At 69.6% G+C, this 21,419-nt stretch carries 20 protein-coding genes; 7 read left to right on the top strand and 13 right to left on the bottom strand.

What is annotated here, in order from left to right; genetic code table 11:
• Window position 1 precedes the first annotated feature (1 nt).
• The 4 genes from SAOR_RS14110 to glpK all read right to left on the bottom strand — a co-directional run bounded on the left by SAOR_RS14110 (window position 2) and on the right by glpK (window position 4,702).
• Window positions 2-1,243: a glycosyltransferase gene (locus SAOR_RS14110; protein WP_123631991.1), complete on the bottom strand. Its 1,242-nt coding sequence runs from the start codon at window positions 1,241-1,243 to the stop codon at window positions 2-4.
• A gap of 37 nt (window positions 1,244-1,280) precedes the next feature.
• On the bottom strand, window positions 1,281-2,141 hold the full coding sequence (locus tag SAOR_RS14105) for a hypothetical protein (RefSeq protein ID WP_123631990.1): 861 nt from the start codon (window positions 2,139-2,141) through the stop codon (window positions 1,281-1,283).
• Complete coding sequence (locus SAOR_RS14100; RefSeq protein WP_123631989.1) at window positions 2,138-3,004, bottom strand: hypothetical protein; 867 nt, start codon at window positions 3,002-3,004, stop codon at window positions 2,138-2,140. Before SAOR_RS14100 ends, SAOR_RS14105 begins: the two co-directional genes overlap by 4 nt.
• Window positions 3,005-3,202: 198 nt before the next feature.
• The gene (gene glpK, locus SAOR_RS14095) at window positions 3,203-4,702 is read right to left on the bottom strand and encodes a glycerol kinase GlpK (RefSeq protein WP_123631988.1); all 1,500 of its coding nucleotides are present in this window, start codon (window positions 4,700-4,702) and stop codon (window positions 3,203-3,205) included.
• Between the two features lie 287 nt (window positions 4,703-4,989).
• Between glpK and SAOR_RS14090 the strand changes: the two genes are divergently transcribed.
• Complete coding sequence (locus tag SAOR_RS14090; RefSeq protein ID WP_184947557.1) at window positions 4,990-5,808, top strand: DUF547 domain-containing protein; 819 nt, start codon at window positions 4,990-4,992, stop codon at window positions 5,806-5,808.
• A gap of 196 nt (window positions 5,809-6,004) precedes the next feature.
• Here SAOR_RS14090 and SAOR_RS14085 read toward each other — a convergent pair whose 3' ends face one another.
• The 3 genes from SAOR_RS14085 to arsS form a co-directional block, all read right to left on the bottom strand.
• Entirely contained in the window at window positions 6,005-6,760 is a 756-nt protein-coding gene (locus SAOR_RS14085; protein WP_185015702.1) for an anti-sigma factor, read from the bottom strand.
• Complete coding sequence (locus SAOR_RS14080) at window positions 6,760-7,323, bottom strand: sigma-70 family RNA polymerase sigma factor (RefSeq protein ID WP_123631985.1); 564 nt, start codon at window positions 7,321-7,323, stop codon at window positions 6,760-6,762. Before SAOR_RS14080 ends, SAOR_RS14085 begins: the two co-directional genes overlap by 1 nt.
• A gap of 165 nt (window positions 7,324-7,488) precedes the next feature.
• Window positions 7,489-8,445, bottom strand: a complete 957-nt coding sequence (gene arsS, locus SAOR_RS14075) for an arsenosugar biosynthesis radical SAM (seleno)protein ArsS (protein ID WP_123632073.1) — start codon at window positions 8,443-8,445, stop codon at window positions 7,489-7,491.
• A gap of 108 nt (window positions 8,446-8,553) precedes the next feature.
• Here arsS and hemB point away from each other — a divergent pair, with 108 nt between their 5' ends.
• Window positions 8,554-9,561: a porphobilinogen synthase gene (gene hemB, locus SAOR_RS14070; protein WP_123631984.1), complete on the top strand. Its 1,008-nt coding sequence runs from the start codon at window positions 8,554-8,556 to the stop codon at window positions 9,559-9,561.
• Between the two features lie 4 nt (window positions 9,562-9,565).
• Here the strand turns inward: hemB and SAOR_RS14065 are convergent, their stop codons facing one another.
• From SAOR_RS14065 to SAOR_RS14055, 3 genes are read right to left on the bottom strand one after another with little or no spacing between them, the layout of a single operon-like run.
• Window positions 9,566-10,765, bottom strand: a complete 1,200-nt coding sequence (locus SAOR_RS14065) for a glycosyltransferase (RefSeq protein WP_123631983.1) — start codon at window positions 10,763-10,765, stop codon at window positions 9,566-9,568.
• Window positions 10,766-10,769: 4 nt separating this feature from the next.
• Window positions 10,770-11,912 (bottom strand): polysaccharide pyruvyl transferase family protein, encoded by a 1,143-nt coding sequence (locus SAOR_RS14060; RefSeq protein ID WP_185015701.1) that lies wholly within the window; start codon window positions 11,910-11,912, stop codon window positions 10,770-10,772.
• A 16-nt stretch (window positions 11,913-11,928) separates the two neighbouring features.
• Window positions 11,929-12,732, bottom strand: a complete 804-nt coding sequence (locus SAOR_RS14055; RefSeq protein ID WP_123631981.1) for a hypothetical protein — start codon at window positions 12,730-12,732, stop codon at window positions 11,929-11,931.
• Between the two features lie 101 nt (window positions 12,733-12,833).
• Between SAOR_RS14055 and SAOR_RS14050 the strand changes: the two genes are divergently transcribed.
• Together SAOR_RS14050 and SAOR_RS14045 are read left to right on the top strand one after the other, a co-directional pair.
• Window positions 12,834-13,622 (top strand): protein kinase family protein, encoded by a 789-nt coding sequence (locus SAOR_RS14050; RefSeq protein WP_123631980.1) that lies wholly within the window; start codon window positions 12,834-12,836, stop codon window positions 13,620-13,622.
• On the top strand, window positions 13,609-14,349 hold the full coding sequence (locus SAOR_RS14045; RefSeq protein WP_123631979.1) for a class I SAM-dependent methyltransferase: 741 nt from the start codon (window positions 13,609-13,611) through the stop codon (window positions 14,347-14,349). The genes SAOR_RS14050 and SAOR_RS14045 overlap by 14 nt, the downstream gene beginning before the upstream one ends.
• A 161-nt stretch (window positions 14,350-14,510) precedes the next feature.
• Here SAOR_RS14045 and SAOR_RS14040 read toward each other — a convergent pair whose 3' ends face one another.
• From SAOR_RS14040 to SAOR_RS14030, 3 genes are read right to left on the bottom strand one after another with little or no spacing between them, the layout of a single operon-like run.
• Window positions 14,511-15,644 carry a glycosyltransferase family 4 protein gene (locus tag SAOR_RS14040; protein WP_123631978.1) on the bottom strand — a complete coding sequence of 378 codons (1,134 nt, stop codon included), beginning with the start codon at window positions 15,642-15,644 and terminating at the stop codon, window positions 14,511-14,513.
• Window positions 15,641-16,894: a glycosyltransferase gene (locus tag SAOR_RS14035; RefSeq protein WP_123631977.1), complete on the bottom strand. Its 1,254-nt coding sequence runs from the start codon at window positions 16,892-16,894 to the stop codon at window positions 15,641-15,643. Before SAOR_RS14035 ends, SAOR_RS14040 begins: the two co-directional genes overlap by 4 nt.
• The gene (locus SAOR_RS14030) at window positions 16,891-18,144 is read right to left on the bottom strand and encodes a glycosyltransferase (RefSeq protein ID WP_185015700.1); all 1,254 of its coding nucleotides are present in this window, start codon (window positions 18,142-18,144) and stop codon (window positions 16,891-16,893) included. The genes SAOR_RS14035 and SAOR_RS14030 overlap by 4 nt, the downstream gene beginning before the upstream one ends.
• Window positions 18,145-18,234: 90 nt before the next feature.
• Here SAOR_RS14030 and SAOR_RS14025 point away from each other — a divergent pair, with 90 nt between their 5' ends.
• From SAOR_RS14025 to aroE, 3 genes are all read left to right on the top strand, one after another.
• Window positions 18,235-19,320, top strand: a complete 1,086-nt coding sequence (locus SAOR_RS14025) for a hypothetical protein (protein WP_123631975.1) — start codon at window positions 18,235-18,237, stop codon at window positions 19,318-19,320.
• Between the two features lie 156 nt (window positions 19,321-19,476).
• Window positions 19,477-20,568 carry a lipopolysaccharide heptosyltransferase II gene (gene waaF / locus SAOR_RS14020; protein ID WP_123631974.1) on the top strand — a complete coding sequence of 364 codons (1,092 nt, stop codon included), beginning with the start codon at window positions 19,477-19,479 and terminating at the stop codon, window positions 20,566-20,568.
• Window positions 20,565-21,413: a shikimate dehydrogenase gene (gene aroE, locus SAOR_RS14015; protein ID WP_123631973.1), complete on the top strand. Its 849-nt coding sequence runs from the start codon at window positions 20,565-20,567 to the stop codon at window positions 21,411-21,413. Before waaF ends, aroE begins: the two co-directional genes overlap by 4 nt.
• Window positions 21,414-21,419: the final 6 nt, after the last annotated feature.

The following is a 21,419-nucleotide window of genomic DNA, read 5'->3' as shown; positions in this document are numbered from 1 at the left end:
CTCAGCCGCCCAGCCGACCGGTGCGGTGAAAACGGGTCACCGCGTCCATCACACAGGCCGCGTGGCCTTCGTAGGAGAACACATCCCGGGCCCGCCGGATGCCGGATGTGCTCATGCGTTCGTAGGTGGCGGCATCGCGGAACAGCGCCTGCACGGCGTCGGCCGCGGCCTCGGGCGCGACCGCGCGCGGCTCGCGGATGCTGTCGGTGCCGGGATCGTAGACGTATTCGGGCAGATCCTGGATCCGGCCGCCGAGGGCCCGGTATTCCGACAGATCCAGCTCGGGCTGGACCACCCGGCCGCATTCGCCGTGCACGACGATCTCCGGCAGGCCGTCGACATTGCTCGCGACCACGGGGCAGCCGTGCACCATCGCCTCGACCGCCACGGCGCCGAAGGGCTCGCGCAGCGCCAGATGCAGCAGACAATCGACCGTGGCGTAGAAGGCCGACATGTTCCGGACCAGCCCGTGCAAGGTCACCCGATCGCCCAGCCCGAGCGTCTCGATCAGGTCGGCGACCGTGGCCTCCTCGGCTCCGGTACCCGCGATATGCAGATGGGCGGCGACGCCGCGCGCGTTCAGTGCGTGCAGGGCGTGGACCGCGAGAACCACGCCCTTGATCGACTCCAGCCGGGCGGCCACGCCGATATGCAGGACGTCGGCGGCCGGGAAGTGCCGCGGCATCGACTCGGCGGGCACCATGTTGGGCCTGAGCGCGTTGCGACAGAGCCGGATCTCGCCGGTATAGCCCCAGCGCAGTTCCAGCATGCGCCGGGAGGCGTTGGAGTTGGCCAGGGCGCCGCCGACCGAATCCAGAAGCCGGCGCTTGGCTCCCTCCTCCCCCGGCAGCCAGGACGAGCCGCGGTCCCAGTAGATGCACCGGGACCCGCCCACGGCCCGCACGGCGCGCCAGTTCTCACCCATGCGGTTCCAGAGCAGCGCCACATCCGGCCGGTGGCGCGCCGCAATCCGGCGCTGATGGGCGGCACGCAGAAACGCGGGCCGGCTCGGAATCTTCCAGCGGCCGAGACGCTTCTCGAAATCGATGCCCTCCGCATCGGCTTCGATCTCGCGTGCCAGATGCGGATGAATGCGCTTGCTGCAGGCCACGACCGCGTGCGACACGTCAAAGCGCTGGCGCGTGTGGTGGATGAACTGGGCGAACTGGTGCTCGACGCCCCCCACCGCCGCCAGACTCACGTAATGGAGTATCCGGATCGGCCGCTCGCGACTGTTCGACATGCCGTGACGAATCCGTTGGGCGCGCCGCGCGGACGCCTCAGTCGAACGACTGCGGCAGCCGCGTGACGCCGAGTTCCTGCGACAGGTAGCGCTGGACCTCTTCACGCGGATATTCGCGGATCACCTTGTTGGTGACGTGAACGATGCACGCCTCGGCGCCGGCCCCGTCGAACAGATAGCGCAGCAGTATGAAGCCCGTATCCGGAAAATGGCCGGGACCGTCCGGGCCGGCCACGCTGTACAGACAGGTCTGATCGGACTGCCAGCGGCCGCTGCGCACGACCTTCTCCCATCGTTCGACGATCGGCATCCCCCGTTTCATGTCCACCAGGACAACGCCGCCGTGATAGGCGTTGTCGACCGGCTTGTCGTTCGAATAGCACAGCAGCGGCCACGTCGCGAGGGCCGGCTTCATGGTTTCGTACCACGCCGCCAGCGGCGAGGCGACCACGAGATCGGAATCCAGATACAGGAACACCGGCTCGCTGACGTAGTGCATCAGCACTTGCTTGCAGCCCTTGGCGATCAGCCGGTTTCCGGCCGGCGGCGCGTGGACGACCACGACGTTATCCAGCGGCTCGAAAAGCTCGGGCAGGTCGGTGATGACGTAGATCGGCCCTTGATACGCCCCGCGATCGCGCAGCGAGGTGATCATGGTCAGACACCAGTCGGCGTATTTGTCGCCCATCGCGACCGCGCCCACCGCCAGTTCCGGGCAGGCCGGATCCGGTCGGGTTGCGGCGTCGCGCCTGCCGTAGACCGACCCGAAACGCAGCCGGGCCCGCCAGATGAGATCACGGCGCTGGTGTCGCAGCCGCCGCGGCAGCGAACGCGGCTCGAGATAGCGGTTGGCCGCGGGGACGTCCTCGGCGGCTCCAGGGATCCGCGGCGAACTCATGCGTCGCGACCGAAACTGGTCGGAATGCGTTCGAGCCCGACCACATGCGACAGATAGGCCTTGATCTCATCCGAGGCGTAGCGCCGCATCAGGCCGTTGGTCACGTGGACGAACGTGCCCGGCGGCTCCCCGGCGCCGTCCCGCTCGGGATCGAAGTCCGGCTGATCGGGGCCCAGGATCTGGTGCAGATAGACCAACTCCTCGTCGTCGAAGCGAGCGACGTCATCGTCGGTGATGATCGAGTGCATCGACCACTGGTCGAGCTGATAGCGGCCGGTGCGGATGAGACGGAGCCAGCGGTCGAAGAACGGCCGCACGCGCTCGCGATCCATGAGCATCAGCCCGGCGTGGTAGGCGCCGGCGACCGGCATGTTGCCCGTATAGAGCACGAGCGGCCGCGCGTCGAGCTTGGGCCGGGCCCGCCGATACCACTCGGCCAGCGGCCGGCCGATGATGATGTCGGCGTCGATATAGAGCAGCCGGGGCTCGCTCGCCCAGTCCAGCATCAGCTGCTTGCAGGTCTTGATGACCAGTCGATAACGGGTATAGGGCACGACCACGACATGCACGTTGTCGAGGCCCTCGAACGGCGTCGGATCCTCGGTGACCACATACACCGGCCCGTGGTAGTTGCCGCGCTTGCGCAGCGAATCGATCATGCTCAGGCACCAGTCGTGGTACTTGGGCAGGATCGCGATCGCGTATATCGCCAGCCCCGGAAACGCCGGATCCTCGCGTGTCGTCCCCTCCGGCAGACGCGCCTCGCGCCTGACGCGGCCCCGCCAGAGCCAGTCGCGACGACGGTGCCGCAGCCGCTGGCTGATGGTCCGGTTGGGCTTGAGCGGCGTGGGTCGTTGGGCCATGAAGACAGCGTTAAATAATCGTTAGCCCATTCTAGCAAGCCTGTGCCGCCGGGGCTGCAACCCGGGTGCGGATTCACGCCGATGCGCGTGGATCACGGCGCTCGATCCCGGTCGCCGGCAGGCAACGCCCGGGCCGTGCCCGGCGAGCCGGATCGATGCCCTGCCGGCCGCGGCAGACCGGGCCTCGATCCGCCGTTGTCAGTCCGCGCAGCGCACGCGCGCGACGGCGCGACACCAGCCGTCGTAGAGCGCATCGACCTCGGCGGCCTCGCGCGTGACCTCGAAGCGGCGCTCGGCGCGCCATAGCGCGCCGACGGCCTCCAGCGACTCGTACAGCCCCACCTGCAGGCCGGCGAGATAGGCCGCACCGAGCGCGGTGGTCTCGATGATCTCGGGACGCTCCACCGGCGTCTGCAGGATGTCGGCGAGAAAACCGCACACCAGATCGTTGGCCGCCATGCCGCCGTCGACGCGCAGCTCCCGCGGGCCGGGCGCGTCGTCGCCGATGGCGCCGACGAGATCGCGGGTCTGATAACAGGTCGATTCGAGCGCAGCGCGCACGATCTGCTCGATGCCGGTGTCGCGGGTCAGCCCAAGGATGGCCCCGCGCGCCGCCGGGTCCCAGTACGGCGCCCCGAGGCCGGTGAAGGCCGGCACCAGATAGACGCCGTCGGTGTGCTCGATCGAGGCGGCCAGGGCCTGGGTCTGCTCGGCCTTTTCGAACAGATGCAGCGCGTCGCGCAGCCACTGTATGGCCGCGCCCGCGACGAAGATGGAGCCTTCGAGCGCGTAGGTCGTGCGGCCGCCGATGCGATAGGCCACGGTGGTGAGCAGCCGGTGGCGCGAGAGCACGGCCGTCTCGCCCACGTTGAGCATCAGGAAACAGCCGGTGCCATAGGTGGATTTGGCCATGCCCGGCGCGAAGCAGGCCTGGCCGACGAGCGCGGCCTGTTGATCGCCCACCATCGCCGCGATCGGAATCTCGGCGCCCAGGAGATCCTTGCTGATCGTGCCGAAATCGCTGGCGGTGTCGCGCACCTCGGGCAGCAGCGCGGCGGGCACGTCGAAAAAGGCGAGCAGCTCGTCGTCCCAGCGCTGGTCGTGGATGTTGAACAGCAGCGTGCGGGAGGCGTTGGTGGCATCGGTGGCATGCACCGCGCCGTCGGTCAGATGCCAGAGCAGCCACGCGTCGATGGTGCCGAAGGCGAGTTCGCCGGCTTCGGCACGCGCCCGGGCGCCGTCGACATGGTCCAGCAGCCAGGCGATCTTGGTCGCCGAGAAGTACGGATCCATCAACAGCCCGGTCCGTTCCTGCAGCCAGGCTTCGGTCGAGTCATCGGCGAGCGCCCGGCAGCGCTCGGCCGTGCGCCGGTCCTGCCAGACGATCGCCCGGTGGATGGGTTCGCCGGTGGCGCGGTCCCAGATCACCGTGGTCTCGCGCTGATTGGTGATGCCGCAGGCCGCCAGATCCGCCGCCGACAGGCCGGCCCGGTCGATGGCCTCGCGACAGACCGCAAGCACGTCGGTCCAAATCCGGTTCGCGTCGTGTTCCACCCAGGCTTCCTCCGGATAGAACTGATCGAATTCGCGCTGCGCACTCGCCACGATGGCGCCGCGGGCATCGAAGACGATCGCGCGGCTGCTGGTCGTGCCCTGGTCGATGGCCAGAAGATGATTGCGGCGGTTCACGGGCGGCATACGTGGTGTCGTTTGTACCGCAGCATCCGCGCTGCATGGCCGACGGGTCAACCGACGGCCACACGCCGTCTCGCCGATCGATGCGATCCGCGACCCGACCGAAACGTCGGCTGCCGGGCGAGCACATACAGCGGCCGATTGAGCTGCGTGCGTCCGCACGCAGCGGCTGCACAGACCACCAGTTGCCGAACACCGAGACCCCGGCTACCGTGATCGTCGCGCCCCGCGCGGCGCGAGCGTGTATCCGCAGCCCGCGCCCGCGCACCCGATCAAGCAAGGAACCCGCCATGCGCGCCATCGCCGTGATCGCCCTCTGTCTCGCCCCCGTCGCCGCCCTGGCCGCGCCCGAGGCGGATCTGTGGAAACGCTGGCAGGCGCACGACGAGAACGCCACGCAGACCATCGATCACGGCGCCTTCGACGCCTTCCTCGATACCTATATCGTGGCCCACGAGCACGCCCCCAACGGGGTCCGCTACGGCGACGTGACGCCGGCCGATCGCCGCGCCCTCGCCGACTACGTCGAGCGCATGCAGGAGATCGACATCGACCGCTACAACCGGGACGTGCAGCGGGCCTACTGGACCAACCTCTACAACGCGGCCACGCTCGAATTCGTCCTCGACGACTATCCGGTCGACTCCATACGCGACATCGGCGGCGGCCTGTTCTCCAAGGGGCCGTGGAATAAAGAGGTGCTGCGCATCGACGGCGAGAAGCTGAGCCTGAACGATATCGAGCACCGCATCCTGCGGCCCATCTGGGGCGACGGCATGACCCACTACGGCGTCAACTGCGCATCGATGGGCTGCCCGGACCTGCGCCCCGAGGCCTATACCGGCGACACGATCGGCGCGCAGCTGCGCGACAACGCCCGCGACTACGTCAACAGCCCGGCGGGCGTGCGCTTCGACGACGACGAACTGACCGTGTCACGCATCTATGAGTGGTATCGCCGCGACTTCGGCCACAGCGACCAGGCGATCATCAGCGAACTGCGGCGGCACGCGGCGCCTGCGCTGTCCACACGACTGGACGCGCGCGACGCGATCGACGGCTACGCCTACGACTGGTCGCTCAACGACGAAGCGGCCATGGACGACTGAGCGGCCGCTCGGGCGTCGTGCCGCTACTCGGCCGAGCCCGCCACACCTGCCGCGCCCCCGGCGACGATTAAACCGCCGCCGGCACCGCAGTCGCTGGCGAGATCCCCGGGCGGCGGTCAGTCGGGCCCGCGATCGCGACAGGACCTTCGAGCGAGCGGTCCCCCGATCGACGCGCCTCAGGCCCGGCCGCGCGTTCTCAGCCGGTATGGCGTGCGATCGGCGACGTCCACATCAGTTCACCGGCCGGCGTGTTGATGTTCTCCCGGGTGGCGTCCTCCATCGACACCATCAGCCGCGCGGGCTGGTCCATCGCCTGGGCGACCGTATCCGACAACTTCATCTTGTACTTGCCGCCGGCGTGCGGCAGCTTGCCCAGCAGCACCGGTTCGCCCTGCTCCGGCTTGAACCAGATCCGCAGCGTCTTGCCCTCGGGCACCGGGTAATCGCCCATCGCCACCACCGACATCTCGTGGCTGCCGGCCTCGGCGGTAACCAGCCAGCTCATACCGGTGGGTTCGTCGTAGATCACGCTCGCATAGGCCGGCTCGCCGGAGGACGCGGGCGCGCCCTCGGGCTGCCTCGACGAGCCGAACAGCAGCGCAGCCATGACGATCGCGGCGACCGAGGCGGCCACGGCCAGACCGCGCCAGAACCCCGTGCCGGAACGCCGGCCGCGCCGGCCGAAATCGCCGCTGGCGACATTGGCATGGGGTGGCGCGTCGGCGTCCATCGCCGCGGCGATGCGCTGCCAGACCGAGGCCGGCGGCTGCACCGGCGCCAGCGCCAGGCCGAGCGCCCCCAGGCGATGCTCCCAGTAGGCCAGTTCCGCCCGCGCCCCGGCGTCGTTCGACAGCTCGCGCTCGAAGGCGCGCGCGTCCTCGGCGTCGAGCGTGCCCAGCACGTATTCGGCGGCCCGGAGGGTCATGGCGTGTTGTGTTTCCGATTCGGCCATCACGCCCGCTCCGCCAGGCATTCGCGCAGACGGATCAGCCCGCGCCGTATCCAGCTCTTCACGGTGCCCAGCGGCGCCCCCAGTCGGTCCGACAGTTCCTGATGCGTCAGTCCCTCGTAATAGGCCAGCAGCACGCTGTCACGCTGCTGCGGCGCCAGCGTGCCCAGGCAATGCCGCACCGCGTCCAGCGACTGCTGGTTCTCGTTCTCTTCCAGCGGCGAGAGCGCCTGCTCGTCCTCGAGCAGCGTCGCCACCATGTCCGGCTCCTCAGGCATGGCGACCTCGGGCCGCTTGCGGCGCAGCACGTCCAGCGCCCGATAGCGCGCGATCGACAGCAGCCACGTCAGCGGGGCGCCCCGCTCGGGCGCGTAGGTATCGGCCTTCTGCCACACACGTACATAAGCGTCCTGCAGCGCATCCTGCGCGCGTTCGGGATTGCGCAGAATACGCAGCAGCAACGCGTAGAGTTGCGACGAGGTCGCCGCATACAACTGCTGGAATGCCTTCTGGTCGCCCTCGGCCGTGGCGGCCAGCCACTCGGCCAACTGTTCACGCTCGGCCATCGCGTTACCGCACCCCCGTCGGATGGAGATCGGCGCCGCACGGGCGACCGGGTCGCGCACGGCGTCTGGGGACGCTTGCCTGATTCATGCGTGCATTCGTGTCCGGATTATGACCGCCAGTCTGGCGACAAACGTCGGTCGACTCAATTGCCTGCGGTCGGTTCATCAGCTCAGCGCGCCCCCGCAGCTGCTGCCCTGACCTGCGGTGCAGCCGAAACAATGATCGTCGACGGCGATCGATCGCTGCTCGAAATCGGTATCGCGCAGCGCGGACAGATGCACCCGCGAGCCGCCGCCAAGCGGCAGATCGAGCATCTGATTGAAGTCGCAGTCGTAGACATAGCCCTGCCAGTCGACACTGATCAGCCCGCGGCACATCACGCCGTCGAGGTTGTCCGGGCTGTGGGCGCCGCGCAGCAGTGTCATGTACTGATCCATGCGGCCCTCTCTCCAGAGCGTGCGCGCGAAACGCTTGATCGGCATGTTCGCGATTGTGAACAGGTTGTCGAAGACGATGCCGAATTCGTCGAACAGGAAACGCTTGTAATCCGCCTCCAGCGGCGCCTGCGGCGGCGGCAGGCTGGCACCCGCCGGGTTGTAGACCAGGTTGAGCGTCAGACCGCTGTCCGGATGGCCGTAACCGAGCGCGTTGAGCTTGATCAGCGCGGCGATACTGGCCTCGAAGACGCCCTTGCCGCGCTGGGCATCGACGTTGTCGGCCGTGTAGCACGGCAGCGAGGCGATCACCTCCACCCGGTGGTCCGCCAGGAAGCCGGGCACCCACTCATAGCCCGGCTCCTCGATGATCGTGGGATTGCAGCGATCCATCAGATGGACGCCGAGCGCGCGCGCCTCGCGCATGAAGTCGCGGAAATGCGGGTTCATCTCGGGCGAGCCGCCGGTCACATCCAGACAGCGGATGCCCTGCGCGCGCATGAAATCCAGGGCTACGTCCATCGTGGCCCGGTCCATCAGTTCGGTGCGCTTGGGCCCCGCCTCGACGTGACAGTGCGTGCAGGCGATGTTGCACAGATAGCCCAGATTCATCTGCAGCGTGTGCAGGGCGCCCCGCCGGATCGGCGGAAAATCGGTGGGCGCTTGTGCTTGAACGGCACCCGGCATGGCGGCCTCGGCCAGACGTGTTCGGATGGTCACGAAGTCTATCAGCAGTTGAATCGCCTTCGGTGGGACCTACCTTCCAAATCACTGAACTTCCCGACCGTGCCGACCATGCCCGACAACTATCCCGGCCACTATCCGGCGACGCGCATGCGCCGCGCCCGCGCGCGCGATTTCAGCCGCCGACTCACGCGCGAGACGCAGCTGACCGTGGACGACCTCATCTACCCGGTGTTCGTGACCGAGGGCGAGGCGGTGGACGTCGCCGCGATGCCCGGCGTACGCCGGCACACGCTGGACGGGCTGCTGCGCGAGATCACCGATGTCGCCGCGCTCGGCATCCCGGCAGTGGTGCTTTTCCCGGTGATCGATCCGTCAAAGAAGACGCCGGACGCGGCCGAGGCCGCCAACCCGGACGGTCTGGTGCCGCAGGCGATCCGTGCCATCAAGCGCGAATTCCCCGAGCTGGGCGTGATGACCGACGTGGCCCTGGACCCCTACACCAGCCACGGCCAGGACGGCGTCGTCGACGACGACGGCTATGTTCTCAACGACGCCACCATCGATATCCTCGTACGCCAGACCCGTGCCCACGCCGCGGCCGGGGCGGACATCGTCTCGCCCTCGGACATGATGGACGGCCGCATCCAGGCGATGCGGGCCGCGCTCGAGGCCGACGGCCACGTCAACACAGTGATCATGTCCTATGCGGCGAAGTTCGCCTCCAGCCTGTACAACCCCTTCCGCGAGGCGGTGGGCTCGGCGGCCAATCTAGGCCGCGCCGACAAGCGCACCTACCAGGTCGACCCGGCCAACACCGACGAGGCCCTGCGCGAGGTCGCCCTCGATCTCAAGGAGGGCGCGGACATGGTGATGGTCAAGCCCGGCATGCCCTATCTGGACATCATCCACCGGGTGAAGGAGACCTTCGGCGTGCCGACCTTCGCCTACCACGTCTCCGGCGAGTACGCGATGCTCAAGGCCGCCATCGACAACGGCTGGCTCGACGAGCGTGCCGCCGTGCTCGAATGCCTGGGCAGCTTCAAACGCGCCGGCTGTGACGGCGTGCTGACCTACTTCGCCAAGGACGCCGCGCGCTGGCTCGCGCCGGCCGACTGATCCCCTAGATCGACCCCAGCGCCACGTGGACATCGTCCATGTGGCGCGTGTAGGACAGCCGCCCCGCCGCATCGGCGATGGCGTTGGCGCTGAAACGCGCCAGCCGGTCGCCGTCGCCGGCCAGCGCGGCGACGGCCTCGGCCAGGTCGGCGGGGTCGATGAACCGCGGTGCGGCGATGCGATCGGCGATCGGATCGTAGACGCAGTCCACGCGCGGCTCGAGCGCGGTCTCCAGATCTGCCAGCGCCGCGCTGTCGCAGGTCGGCTCGATGCACAGCCCGGTGCGTTCGTGCTGGACGACTTCGGGCAGTCCGTCGACCCGGGTGGCGATCACCGGGCAGCCGGCCAGCGCGGCCTCGGCACAGACCAGGCCGAAAGCCTCGCGCATGGCCGGGTGGAGATAGCAATCGAGGGCGTCGTAGAAGCCCTGCATGTCGGCGACGAAGCCGCAGAAGCGCACGCGCTCGGCGACACCCAGACGCCGGCAGAACGCCCGCATCTCGGCCTCCTTCGGGCCGGTGCCGGCGATCCAGAGCTCGACGTCGTGGCCACGGCGAACGAGTTCGTGCACCGCCTTGATGGCGATGTGGGCGCCCTTGTAGGTCCGCAGATGGCCGGCCGTACCGATCCGGAAGGGCCGGCCAACCGGCAGGTCCCGCACCCGCGGCGCCCGGCTGCGCTCGCTGGCGGCCACACCGTTGAGACACAGCGCAATCGGCCGCTCGCAGCCCCAGCGCAGCTGCAGCATGCGCCGCGCGGCGTGGGAGTTGCACAGTACGGTGTCGATCTCGTCGAAGAACGCGCCGGTCTTGTCCGGATCGTGGTGGGAATACCACGACGCGCCGTGCTCCCAGTAGACCGGGCGCAGCCCGTGTGCCGCGAAGGCCCGCACGATGCGCAACCGGTTGAAACCGTCCCAGATGATGCCGGTGTCCGCGGCCGCCCGCGCGAACATCCGCTGCTCGCGCCGTCGACGCAGCGCGGCCGGCCAGCCGGGCAGCTTGACGCGGCCGTGATACCGCGGATGCCCGGCCCAGCGCGCGTGCCCGCGCAGCGGCGCACGCGCGGCGTGATGGATCGCCGGCTGCTCTAGCCAGACGCTGTTGTCGTAGCCGTGCCGCCGGGCCGAATATTCGAGGAAACGCAGAAAATGCGTCTGCAGCCCGCCGAACAGGGTGAGGTTCATGTGGTGCAGCAGCCGCATGCCGTCAGCCCCCGGCCGCGTGACGCAGTGCGTCGACGTTGCGATAGGCCAGCTCGCACCAGGGCGCGCGTCGGGCGCGCACCTCCGCCGGGTCCGGCCGCTTGGCGGCGAGCCGCGCCTCGATCTCGCGGGTCAGCCGTTCGCCCCAGCCCGGCTCGCCGTAGCGCGGGCCGTCGGCGACGCCGGCGGCGGCCCGCAGGCCGTCGATCTTGGGCGTGTTGCTGTCGAGCGCGATCCACGGCGTGCCCACGCAGGCCGCGGCGATGCTGTGGTGGAACCGCCCGGAGACCAGCAGTCGGCTGTCGGCGATCAGCCCCAGCCACTCGTCGAGACTCGCCGCGTCGACCACGCGCCAGGGGGGCCGGCGCCAGAATCGACCGGAGCACAGCGCCCGCCGGCGCCAGGCCCGCTGCAGATCACGTAGGAAGGCCGCATCCTCGTGATTGCGTGCGCCTGCCGAGCCCACCAGCACGGTCAGCGCGTGGCCCTGTTCGGCCAGCCGCGCCATCACATCGACCTGGACCGAGGCCCAGGCGCGCTGCCAGATCACGCTCGTGGCGAACACGATGCCGCGCGGCGCGCTCGTCGGCGCCGGCGGCTGCGCCTCGATGCAGAGCGGCAGGCAGTCGAAGCTCTCTCGGGCGTCGCGCCGCAACCAGCGTGCGACCCGTGCGTGCGACAGCGGCTCGCGCACCGCAACGAAACGCACGGCCTCGTACGCGCGGCGATAGATCGCCAGCAACGCGTCGTCGGCGACCTCGGTCGTATCCTGCGGATAACAGGAGTGATTGACCCGATCCGCCGGTCGCCCGAGCCGCTCGGCCGCGTACCAGGCGAGATAGAGCAGTGTCTTGGCGACGCTGCGATCGCCGTGGAGACAGCCCTCGGCGTTGACCACGACCACATCGGCGGCCGCCAGGCGCTCCGGCAGACACGGCGCCCGCGTGCGCAGCCGCGCCAGCGGCGCGTCGGTGTCGAAGTCCGCGGCTGTATTCAGGGCCCCGCCCAGGCGCGGGATATCCTCGGCGATGACGCTCTCGACGGTGTAGCCGAGCGCGCCGATCGCACGCTTGAGCCCGCGTGTGGTGCCGGTACAGCCCCAGTGGCAGACACCGGCGGTGTCGTTGACCAGCAGCGCCGTGGTCACAGCGTCGACGCCCGCATCAGTCAATCACCGGGGCGGAATCCAGCACGCCGTCGGTGACGAGCAGGCTACGGGGGTTGCAGCACAGCAGCCGACGGCCCTGGCGATCGAACTCGCCGCGCACCGCGCGCATGGCGTCGCACAGGGTGAAGTCGTCGTGCCGCTTGGGGCGGGCGTTGGCGTGCCGGCCTTCGCGCACCGAGCGGTCGTACTTGTCGTCGACCCACAGGTCGCGGTTGCTGTCGGTGATCATCTCGTCGTAGAAATAGCCGGCGTCGGACAGATCGATCCCCAGCAGCTTCACGTCGCAGCCGGGGTGGAGAATGTTGACCAGGTTGATCGCGACCGTGAGCGAGCCGCGCCGATGATACAGCGGCTGCGACAGATCGCGCGCCCAGTGAAAGCGCGGCGCTTCGTTGCTCACCGGGAAAGGCACCAAGTGGTCGTAAGCCGGCAGCGGCTCCGGACGATAGCCGTGCTGCTGCATCAGCTGGCGGCGCAGGCGGCGCTTGCGCACCGGATGCCGCCAGGCCGGGGTGCGATAGAACTGCGGATAGGTCTCGCTGACGTAGTACGGCAGCGCGTGCCCCAGATGCTGCAGGCGTTCGATGCACCGACGCAGAATCAGGTCCGCGTAGTAGTTGAAGTCCGACAGGAACAGCATCCGCGGCAGGATGCCCAGCCGCTCGTAGTGCAGGTAGTAGCGGTTCATGCCCAGCGTGCGCGGATGCGCATCCAGATACGCCCGCTCCTCGGCATCCAGCGCGAGCAGCGATCGTCCGGTGCCGAAGATATAGACCGTGTCCGTCATCGTGGCCGCCATGGTGCCAAGTCTCGCGGGAATCGCGCGGGCCGTGGCCACGCAACGAGCCGACCGCGCCGCGTCAGCCGCTGTCGTCGGGGTCGCGTATCATCCGCCACGGCATGCGTGATCGCAAACCCGCGTCCGAACAGCCCGGCACCACCGCCGGCGACCGCAGCGCGCCGCCCGTGCTCGAGCGGGTCCGCCGGCGTGCGCCCGCGATCCTGGGCGGCGGGCCATGGCGATTCCGGCTGACGCCGGATGTCGACCTGCCCGGGGCCGTCACCGGCTGGCGGCTGCTCTACGACGGCGCCCACTCGCGCATCTACCGGCTCGAGGCAGCCGCGCTGGTGGTCAAGCTCGCCGAGCCGCGTAGTCGCCCCCGCGACGATCTGCGCAAATACGTGATGTGTCAGGCGCGGCGCGAATATCGCGGGGCCGCCTTTCTCAACGCGCTCGGTCTGGATACGCCGGACATGCGCGGCTGGGCGGTCTCGCTCGCCCCGGGCGCGCACTACGAATCGGCGCTGTTCATGCGGCCCCTGCCGCCGTTTGTCTCCGGCCTGCGGCTGCTGCGCAGCGAGAGCGACGCCGACCGACGCGCCGCGTTTCTCGCCCGCCTCGCCTCGGAGCTGGGCACGCTGTTCGGCCACGGTTTCGTTCACAAGGACTGCCATTTTGATAACTTGTGCGTGCGCGACGACGGTCGCCTCGTCTGGATCGACTGCGACATCCGGCGCCCGGGCAGCGCCGCCCGCCGCCGACAGGGGCTTCGCCGAGCGCTGGCGCTGCTGCGCCGCACCGCGCGAAACGACATCGGCGAACGCGAGTGGCGAATCTTCAAACAGCAATTCGGTGAGGCGCTCGCGCACGCACCGAATGGACCATCCCTGATCGATGAAATTCAGTAACGCAGCGACCCGGCTCAAGGGCATTCCCCACATATCGCGCCATTCCGCGCGGATTCTCTACGACTTCATCCTCACCGAGCAGCCGCGCGACTGCATCGAGCTGGGCTTCGCCCACGGCGCCGGCAGCGGCTACATGGCGGCCGCGCTGGATGAACTCGGGCGTGGGCATTTGACCTGCGTCGACATCGAGCGCAGCCGCGCGTTCGACCCCACCATCGAGCAGACGCTGGAGGGGCTGGGACTGGCCTCCTTCGTATCGATCCACCGCGAGGTCAACTCCTACAACTGGTTCCTCAAGAAGGCCGTCGAGCAGCAGATCCGCGACGGCCGCTGCGAGCCCTGCTACGACTTCGTGTTCATCGACGGCAGCAAGAACTGGACGATCGACGGCATGGCCTTCTTCCTGGCCGACAAGCTGCTGCGAGAGGGCGGCTGGATCCTGTTCGACGACTACGCCTGGCGCTATGCGGACGCCCTGGAGCGCGGAAAATCCGCCACCGACGGCGTGAGCATCCGCGAACTCTCCGCCGACCAGATCGAGCAGCCGAACGTGGCCGCGATCTTCGATCTGCTGGTTGCGACCCATCCCGGTTACGGCAATTTCCGCGTTCAGGACAACACCTGGGCCTGGGCGCAGAAGACCGCCGACGGCGAGCGCGGCGTGCGTCAGGAAAGCAAGTCCCGTCTCAGGAGCGGTCTGCGGCGCTGGTTCGCAACGCGTTCGTAACACGCGCGCGTCGTCGAGCGCGGCGCGGGTGGCATTGGCGCTGTCCGCCTCCCGACCCTCCACTTAAAAGTAAAGAGACCGACGGCACCGCGGCCGGACAGCGGCATGGCGCGGTTTCCGGCTCCGGCCATCGGGCGCGGCGCGCCCCCGCTTGGAAACCGCTAGAGGCCGTGGGCGGCGTAGACGCGGCGTGTCGCCTCGAAGTTGGCGCGTTCGGTGTTGCCGGCCACGGCCGCGAGCCCCGCCTGCGCCACGTCGGCCCGCCGGGCGGGATCGACGATCCACTGCGCCAGCAGCGCGCGCAAGGCCTCGACGTCCGGCGTCTCCGGCAGCGCCTCGCGCAGATCCGCGGGCAGCAGCTCGGTCGCACCGACCCGGCGGCTGGTGACCACCGGCACGCCGCAGGCCATGGCCTCCTGCACGCTCTGACCGAATTCCTCGACGCGCGCCGGGTGGACACAGATATCCAGGGCGTGGAAATAGCGCTCGGGCGCGCGCGTGTGCTTGACCAGGCGCAGGCGATCGGCGATGCCCAGCGCACGGGCCTGGGCCAGGAACGGCCCCGCCCCGGCCTGCTTGCCGAGCACCAGCAGCAGGCTGCGCTCCCGCACCGCGGCCGGCAGGCCGGCGTAGGCCTCGAGCAGCAGATCCAGCCCGCGCTTGCGGTAGTCGCCCGACGTCACCAGCCCGACGAGCACGGCGTCGCCGCAGTCGAGCTCGGCGCGCACCGCATCGCGATGGCGTGCGCGATCGGCCCGGTCGAACTGTTCCGGCCGATACCCGGGATGGATGATCGGCAGGCGCTCGCGCGCCACGCCGTAGCGCCGGGCCAGGTCGTCCTGCATGAGCTTCGAGTTGCAGATGCACGCCGCAAAGCCGTCCTCGGCGAAGATGCGGTCGTGGATCTCGGCCAGCGTTCCGCGTGGGTCCAGGGCCGTGCCGTGGGTGATTTCGTGCGCGAGGTGCAGGCAATTGTGCATCGACAGCACGTGCTGTCGATAGTGATGCCCGTGCCCGGCAACGAATTCGTAGCCGGCGGCATCGACGACGCGCTGGGCGCGGGCGGCGAACCAGCGCCATTTGTGACGCTTGAACAGCGGCAGCCGGCCGATCTTCACGGCCCGGCCCATATCCGGCGTCACCCCGCCGCGATCGACCTTCTCGCCGATGAGATCGACGGCATGGCCCAGCCGCCGAAAATGCCGGGCATGGTCGGCGATGGTGTTGTTGGTGCCGCCGATGTCGCCGATGCCGCGAAACACGATCGCGATCCGCTTACCCGGAGTGGTACTCATGTGATCTGACCTGCCGAAGCCGGTGGATCCGCAAGCGTGCCACGGGCGCGGAATTCGTCCACCGCGGCAAGCGCCGCGTCGACGTGGCCGTCAAAGACGAAGCGCGTGGCCACCGCCTCGATGGCGGCGGCACTCATGCGCGCATAGGCGTCCGGATCGTCGGCCAGCGTCGCCACGGCCGCCGCCAGCCGCTCGGGATCGACGAGCACCAGCGGTGCGATCCGATCCCGCACCGGATCGTAGACCACGGGCGGCAGATCGTCGTCGTGGCCGCCGAGCAACGGATAATCGGCCAGCGGCAGGCTCGGCGCCACGCACAGACCGGTCACGTCATGGGTGATGACCTCCACCAGGCCGTCGACCGCCGCGACCACGGCCGGGCAGCCGTAGGCGTTGGCTTCCACCGCGATCTGGCCGAATGGCTCGCGCAGCGCCGGATGCACCAGCAGATCGATGCCGCGATAGAACGCCCCCATGTCCGCCACCAGACCCTCGAAGCGCACGACATCGGTCAGATCGAGCCGCGCCACGAGCGTTTCCAGGCGCCGGCGTTCGGGCCCGTCCCCGGCGATCGACAGCGTCACCGCGCGGCCCTGATCGCGAAGCAGGGCCAGCGCGTGAACCGCCAGTGCCACGCCCTTGATCGGCTCCAGCCGGGCGACCACACCCAGCCGCAACGGGCGGTCGGACACGAGCTGTCGCGGCCGGGCCGCGGCCGGCCGCAGCGAGGGCCGCAGGGCGTTGGGCACCACCCGGATCGCGCCGCGATAACCCCAGCGCAGCTCCAGCATCCGCCGCGCCGCGTGGCTGTTGCACAGCACCGCCGGAACCGTCGCCAGAAACCGCTGCTTCGCGATCGTCTCGCCGGGGAACCAGCTCGCGCCGCGCTCCCAGTACAGGCAGCGCGCCGCGCCGGCCGCTTCGAGCGTGCGCAGACTGTCGCGCATACGGTTCCAGATCACCGCCACATCCGGCCGATGCCGGCGCATCAATCCGCGCTGGTGGGCGGCGCGCACCGCCCGGGGCCAGGCGGGCAGCTTGAGCGGGCCGGCGTACTTCTCATAACCCACCGGCACACCCGACGCCGCCAGCCGATCGGCCACCAGCGGATGCACGCCGCGACCGCAGGCCACCACGGCATGCCGGGCGTCGGCCCGCGCCAGCGCGGTGCGAAGGAATTCGACGAACTGCAGCTCGACGCCGCCGGCGCCGTCGAGGCTCACGTAGTGCAGCAGCGACGCCGCGCTCATGCCGCCGGCGCCAGGGTGCCGGTCGCGGCGTATTCGCGCGCCGCGGCGAGCACGTCATCTACATGCGCGTCGAAATCGAACGCCGTGCGGACGTGGGCAATGGCAGCCGCGCTCATCCGGGCGTAGCGATCCGGATCGGCGATCACCCGCATCACCGCATCGGCCAGCGCCGCGGGCTCGCAGATGCGCGGCGGCACGATCCGGTCGGTCACCGGATCGTAGACCACGGGCGGCAGTCCGGCGGTGCTGCCGCCCAGTGCGCGAAAGCGCTCGAGACCGGCCGTGACGGGCACGCAGTACCCCCCGTGCTCGTGTGCGACGACTTCCGGCAGGCCGTCGACCGCGCTGCATACCACGGGGCATCCGGCGGCGGCCGCCTCGGCCGCGACCACACCGAACGGCTCGCGCAGCGCCGGATGGAGCAGCACGTCGATCTGTTCGTAGAAAGCCGCCATGTCGGCCACCACGCCCCGAAATCGCAGCCGTGACGCCACGCCCAGCGCATCCGCGAGCGCCGCCAGATCTCCGCGCAGCGGACCGTCGCCGGCGATATCCAGCCACGCATCCACACCACGCTCGACGAGTGCAGCCAGCGTGTGGATCGCCAGGCAGGTCGCCTTGACCGGCACCAGGCGACTCGCCGTGCCCAGCCGCACCGGCGCATCGGCGGCCCGACGACGCGGCGCTGCGGCCAGCTGCGGCGAACGCATGCCGTTGGGGCAGACGCGGACCACACCCCGGTATTGCCAGTGCAGTTCCAGCATCCGCCGCGCCGCCCGCGAATTGCAGATCACGGCCGGCAGCCGGTCGAGTACCGCGCGCTTGGCCTCGACCCCGCCGGCGAGCCAGGCGGAGCCGTGCTCCCAGTAAAGACAGCGCCGCGGGCCGAGCGCGTCGAGCACCCGTGCCTGCTCGCCGAGTCGGTTCCAAAGCAGCGCGACATCCGGCTGCAGCGTTCGCGCGAGCCACCGGTAACGTGCCCGGCGCAGCTGCGCCGGGCGCTGCGGCAGCTTGAAACCGCAGACCTTCTTCTCATAGCGCCAGTGTCCGACCCCCGCCAGCGCCTCTCGATGCAACGTGTGAATCCGCCGGCTGCAGGCGACCACGGACTGATCCAGAGCCTGTCTCTCGGCCGCGCGCCGGACGAACGCGGCGAACTGCTGCTCCACGCCGCCGAAACCGCTGAGGCTCACATAATGGGTCAGCGACAGCGGCACGGAACCCGCCTCGGCTGTCGTCGCGGCGTCCATCATTTTTCTGTTAAATTTGCGTTCAGACCGCGCAATTTCGCGCCATATTAAGCTTTTTCATCCAAGCCATCCCCTGAAAGCAAGACGCACATGGTACAAACATCCGCGTTCGACCGATATCCGCACACCGAGGCGTCACGGGCTGCGCCCCGAAGCCGACCGGTCAACCGGATCGGGCTGGCCGCGGGCGTGATCGTGATCACGGTCACCGCTCTCGCCATTCACGCCGGCTGCGTCGCCGGCGCGGGGCTGTCGGCCTGCGTGGCGGGAGGCGCGACCATCTATCTGCCGGTCGACGGCGGCGAGTTCCTGCTCAGCGAAGTCATGTCGCTGGTCCTGTGTCTGCTCGGCGTGACTGTGGCGCTGCTGACGTACATCGACGGCGATCGGCGCCTGAGCCGCGTGGCGATCGTGTTCAGCATGCTCTTCCTCATCGCCTTCGTGGGTGAGAACAACGCGATACGCGACGATCTGCGGCCCCAGTTCCTGATCATCCTGCTGGTATGGCTGGGCATCGAACTGCTGCTGCGACGCGCCTACGCGCCGATCGTGCTCCTGCTAGCCGGTTGTTTCGTCGCGTTCATCGGCTCGCTGGGAGACCACACCACCGCGATACAGTTCCAGAACGTGTTCGAACAGGAACTGGACGAATCGGTTCTGGCACCGGTCGCCCGCGTCGTGGGCAACGCGGAGGAACCGCTGGAGTTGCTGGGCTGGAGTCTGTTCGTGCTGGCGGCGATCTCGGTCTGCGATGTTCGTCGTCCCGCGCAGCGGCCGACGCTGTCGGTGGTGCTGGCGCTGGCGGCGATCGTGGTGCTCTCCGTGGGCGCCACCTTCCTGCATCTGCGCGACAACGAGCTGTACGAGGCCGAGCGCAAGTTCGGCCTGTTCTGCGCGGCGGCCGGCTGGGGCCTGGCCGTCGCCACGGCGTTCCTCGCCTACGCCCGCCGCGGCGCGACCGCCTATGCCTACGCCGGCGTATTCGCGGTGGCCGTCTACTGGATCTGCGTGTTCACACCGGCGGTCTACACCCACGAGCACAGCAAGACGATCAGCTCCTGGACCTGGATCTTTCCCTTGCTGTCGCTGCATGCGTTTCTTCTGTTCCGACCCCGGGAAGGCGCCGTTCGCCAGCGCGCGGACGCTGCCGCGCCCGCGCACTCGGAACCCGCCTGAGCGACGAACCGGTCGTGCCGCCGGCCCCGAGCGCCCGCCGTAGCCCGCCGCGGCCATGCAGCACCGGGATCGCGACGATGTCGCGCCCGATCACAGCACCGGATTCGGTTACGATTGGCGGCCCTCGGGGTCGATCGCCATGGAGCGGCAGGACACATGAACGACAGCCCGCGCATACTCATCGTCGGCCCGAGCTGGATCGGCGACATGGTCATGGCGCAGGGTCTGTTCAAGACGCTGCGCCGACGCCTGCCGCAGGCGCGCATCGATGTGCTGGCCCCTGACGTCACCGCGTCGCTGGTCGCCCGCATGCCGGAAATCGACGCGGCGGTGCCGCTCAACATCGCCCACCGCGAGTTCGCCTGGGGCGCCCGCCGGCGCGCCGCGCACGCCCTGCGCGGCCGTTACGACCAGGCGATCGTCATGCAGCGCAGCGCCAAGGCCGCGCTGGTGCCCTGGCTGGCCGGCATTCCACAGCGCACCGGCTATCGCGGCGAACTCCGCTACGGCCTGATCAACGATGTGCGCACGCTCGACGCCACGCGCTATCCCCGCAAGGTCGAGCACTACGCGCTGCTGGGCCTCGAACACGAGGGCGACGCGCTCGGCGAGGTCGAGCTACCGCGGCTGTCGATCGACGAGCAGCGCCGTTCGGCACTGACGGCCTCGCTGGCGCTGGACCGCGACCGACCCGCCGTCGGCTTCGCGCCCGGCGCCGCCTACGGCGGCGCCAAACAGTGGCCGGCGACCCACTTCGCACGCCTGGCCGAGGCGCTCGACGCGCGCGGCATCGCGGTATGGATCTTCGGCAGCGCCGCCGACCGCGATCTCGCCGCCGGCATCGCCGCGGCCGCGCCGCGCCACGGGATGAACCTGTGCGAACGCACCTCACTGGTCGACATCGCCGACCTGGCCTCGCTCACCCATGCCTTCGTCGGCAACGACACCGGTGTGATGCATCTGGCCGCGGCCACCGCACCACGGGTGCTGGCCATCTACGGCGCCACGCATCCCGACTATGCGCCGCCGCTGGCCCCGGCCGAGGCCCGCTTCTGGCTGGGCCTGGCCTGCGCGCCCTGTCGCGAGCGGGTCTGCCCGCTGGGCCACAACGCGTGCATGCGCGATATCCCGGTCGCCGATGTAATGCACGCCTGCCTGAACCCCGAGGCGCGGGCGCTGCCCTCGCTGCACTACGCGGCCGGCCGGGCCGCGCCGCCGTCTGCCGCTACCGAGGAGCCTGCTCCATGACCGACGAACCCGACCGCTACGCCGTGATCGGCAACCCCGTCGACCACAGCCGGTCGCCGGCGATCCACGCCATGTTCGCCGAACAGACCGGTCAGCGCATGACCTACACGCGTCTGCCCGCCGCCGAGGACGCCTTCACCGCCACGGTCGAGCGCTTTTTCGCCGACGGCGGCCGCGGCCTGAACGTGACGCTGCCCTTCAAGCAGGCGGCCGCCGCCTACGCCGCCACGCTCTCGGCGCGCGCGGAGCGTGCGGGGGCGGTGAACACGCTGATCCGCTGCGACGACGGCCGCATCCACGGCGACAACACCGACGGCGTCGGCCTGCTGCGCGACCTGACCGGTCGTCTGAGCACACCAATCGAGGGGCGTCGCGTGCTGGTGCTCGGGGCCGGAGGCGCCGTGCGCGGGGTGGTCCCCGTTCTGCTCGAACAGGGCCCGAAACATCTTTACATCGCCAACCGCACCGCCGAGCGGGCCGAGGCCATCGCCGCCGATTTCACCGACCTGGGGCCCGTCGACGCCGGCGGGCTCGCGGGCATCGGCGGCGGCTGGGACCTGGTGATCAACGCCATATCGGCCGGACTGGCCGGGCGCATGCCGGATCTGCCGGCAGCAGCGATCGCGGGTGCGACCGCCGCCTACGACATGATCTACGCCGATGCGCCCACACCGTTTCTGCGCTGGGCCGAACGCCACGGCGTGGCCCGCCGGTGCGACGGCTTCGGCATGCTCGTCGAGCAGGCGGCCGAGTCCTTCCATCTCTGGCGCGGCGTGCGCCCGGACACCCGGGCGGTGATCGCAGCCCTCCACCCGGCCCCGCAGGGTCGCGACGACACGGTATAATCGAAG

The sequence above is a fragment of the Salinisphaera orenii subsp. orenii MK-B5 genome (genome assembly GCF_003788635.1).
Lineage (GTDB): Bacteria > Pseudomonadota > Gammaproteobacteria > Nevskiales > Salinisphaeraceae > Salinisphaera > Salinisphaera orenii.
This window is presented reverse-complemented; position numbering and strand designations above follow the sequence as displayed.

Coding starts and splice junctions, on each gene's coding strand:
- SAOR_RS14110 (WP_123631991.1), bottom strand. CDS start 1,243: ATGTCGAACAGTCGCGAGCGGCCGATCCGGATACTCCATTACGTGAGT.
- SAOR_RS14105 (WP_123631990.1), bottom strand. CDS start 2,141: ATGAGTTCGCCGCGGATCCCTGGAGCCGCCGAGGACGTCCCCGCGGCC.
- SAOR_RS14100 (WP_123631989.1), bottom strand. CDS start 3,004: ATGGCCCAACGACCCACGCCGCTCAAGCCCAACCGGACCATCAGCCAG.
- glpK (WP_123631988.1), bottom strand. CDS start 4,702: ATGCCGCCCGTGAACCGCCGCAATCATCTTCTGGCCATCGACCAGGGC.
- SAOR_RS14090 (WP_184947557.1), top strand. CDS start 4,990: ATGCGCGCCATCGCCGTGATCGCCCTCTGTCTCGCCCCCGTCGCCGCC.
- SAOR_RS14085 (WP_185015702.1), bottom strand. CDS start 6,760: ATGGCCGAATCGGAAACACAACACGCCATGACCCTCCGGGCCGCCGAA.
- SAOR_RS14080 (WP_123631985.1), bottom strand. CDS start 7,323: ATGGCCGAGCGTGAACAGTTGGCCGAGTGGCTGGCCGCCACGGCCGAG.
- arsS (WP_123632073.1), bottom strand. CDS start 8,445: ATGCCGGGTGCCGTTCAAGCACAAGCGCCCACCGATTTTCCGCCGATC.
- hemB (WP_123631984.1), top strand. CDS start 8,554: ATGCCCGACAACTATCCCGGCCACTATCCGGCGACGCGCATGCGCCGC.
- SAOR_RS14065 (WP_123631983.1), bottom strand. CDS start 10,765: ATGCGGCTGCTGCACCACATGAACCTCACCCTGTTCGGCGGGCTGCAG.
- SAOR_RS14055 (WP_123631981.1), bottom strand. CDS start 12,732: ATGGCGGCCACGATGACGGACACGGTCTATATCTTCGGCACCGGACGA.
- SAOR_RS14050 (WP_123631980.1), top strand. CDS start 12,834: ATGCGTGATCGCAAACCCGCGTCCGAACAGCCCGGCACCACCGCCGGC.
- SAOR_RS14045 (WP_123631979.1), top strand. CDS start 13,609: ATGAAATTCAGTAACGCAGCGACCCGGCTCAAGGGCATTCCCCACATA.
- SAOR_RS14040 (WP_123631978.1), bottom strand. CDS start 15,644: ATGAGTACCACTCCGGGTAAGCGGATCGCGATCGTGTTTCGCGGCATC.
- SAOR_RS14035 (WP_123631977.1), bottom strand. CDS start 16,894: ATGAGCGCGGCGTCGCTGCTGCACTACGTGAGCCTCGACGGCGCCGGC.
- SAOR_RS14030 (WP_185015700.1), bottom strand. CDS start 18,144: ATGGACGCCGCGACGACAGCCGAGGCGGGTTCCGTGCCGCTGTCGCTG.
- SAOR_RS14025 (WP_123631975.1), top strand. CDS start 18,235: ATGGTACAAACATCCGCGTTCGACCGATATCCGCACACCGAGGCGTCA.
- waaF (WP_123631974.1), top strand. CDS start 19,477: ATGAACGACAGCCCGCGCATACTCATCGTCGGCCCGAGCTGGATCGGC.
- aroE (WP_123631973.1), top strand. CDS start 20,565: ATGACCGACGAACCCGACCGCTACGCCGTGATCGGCAACCCCGTCGAC.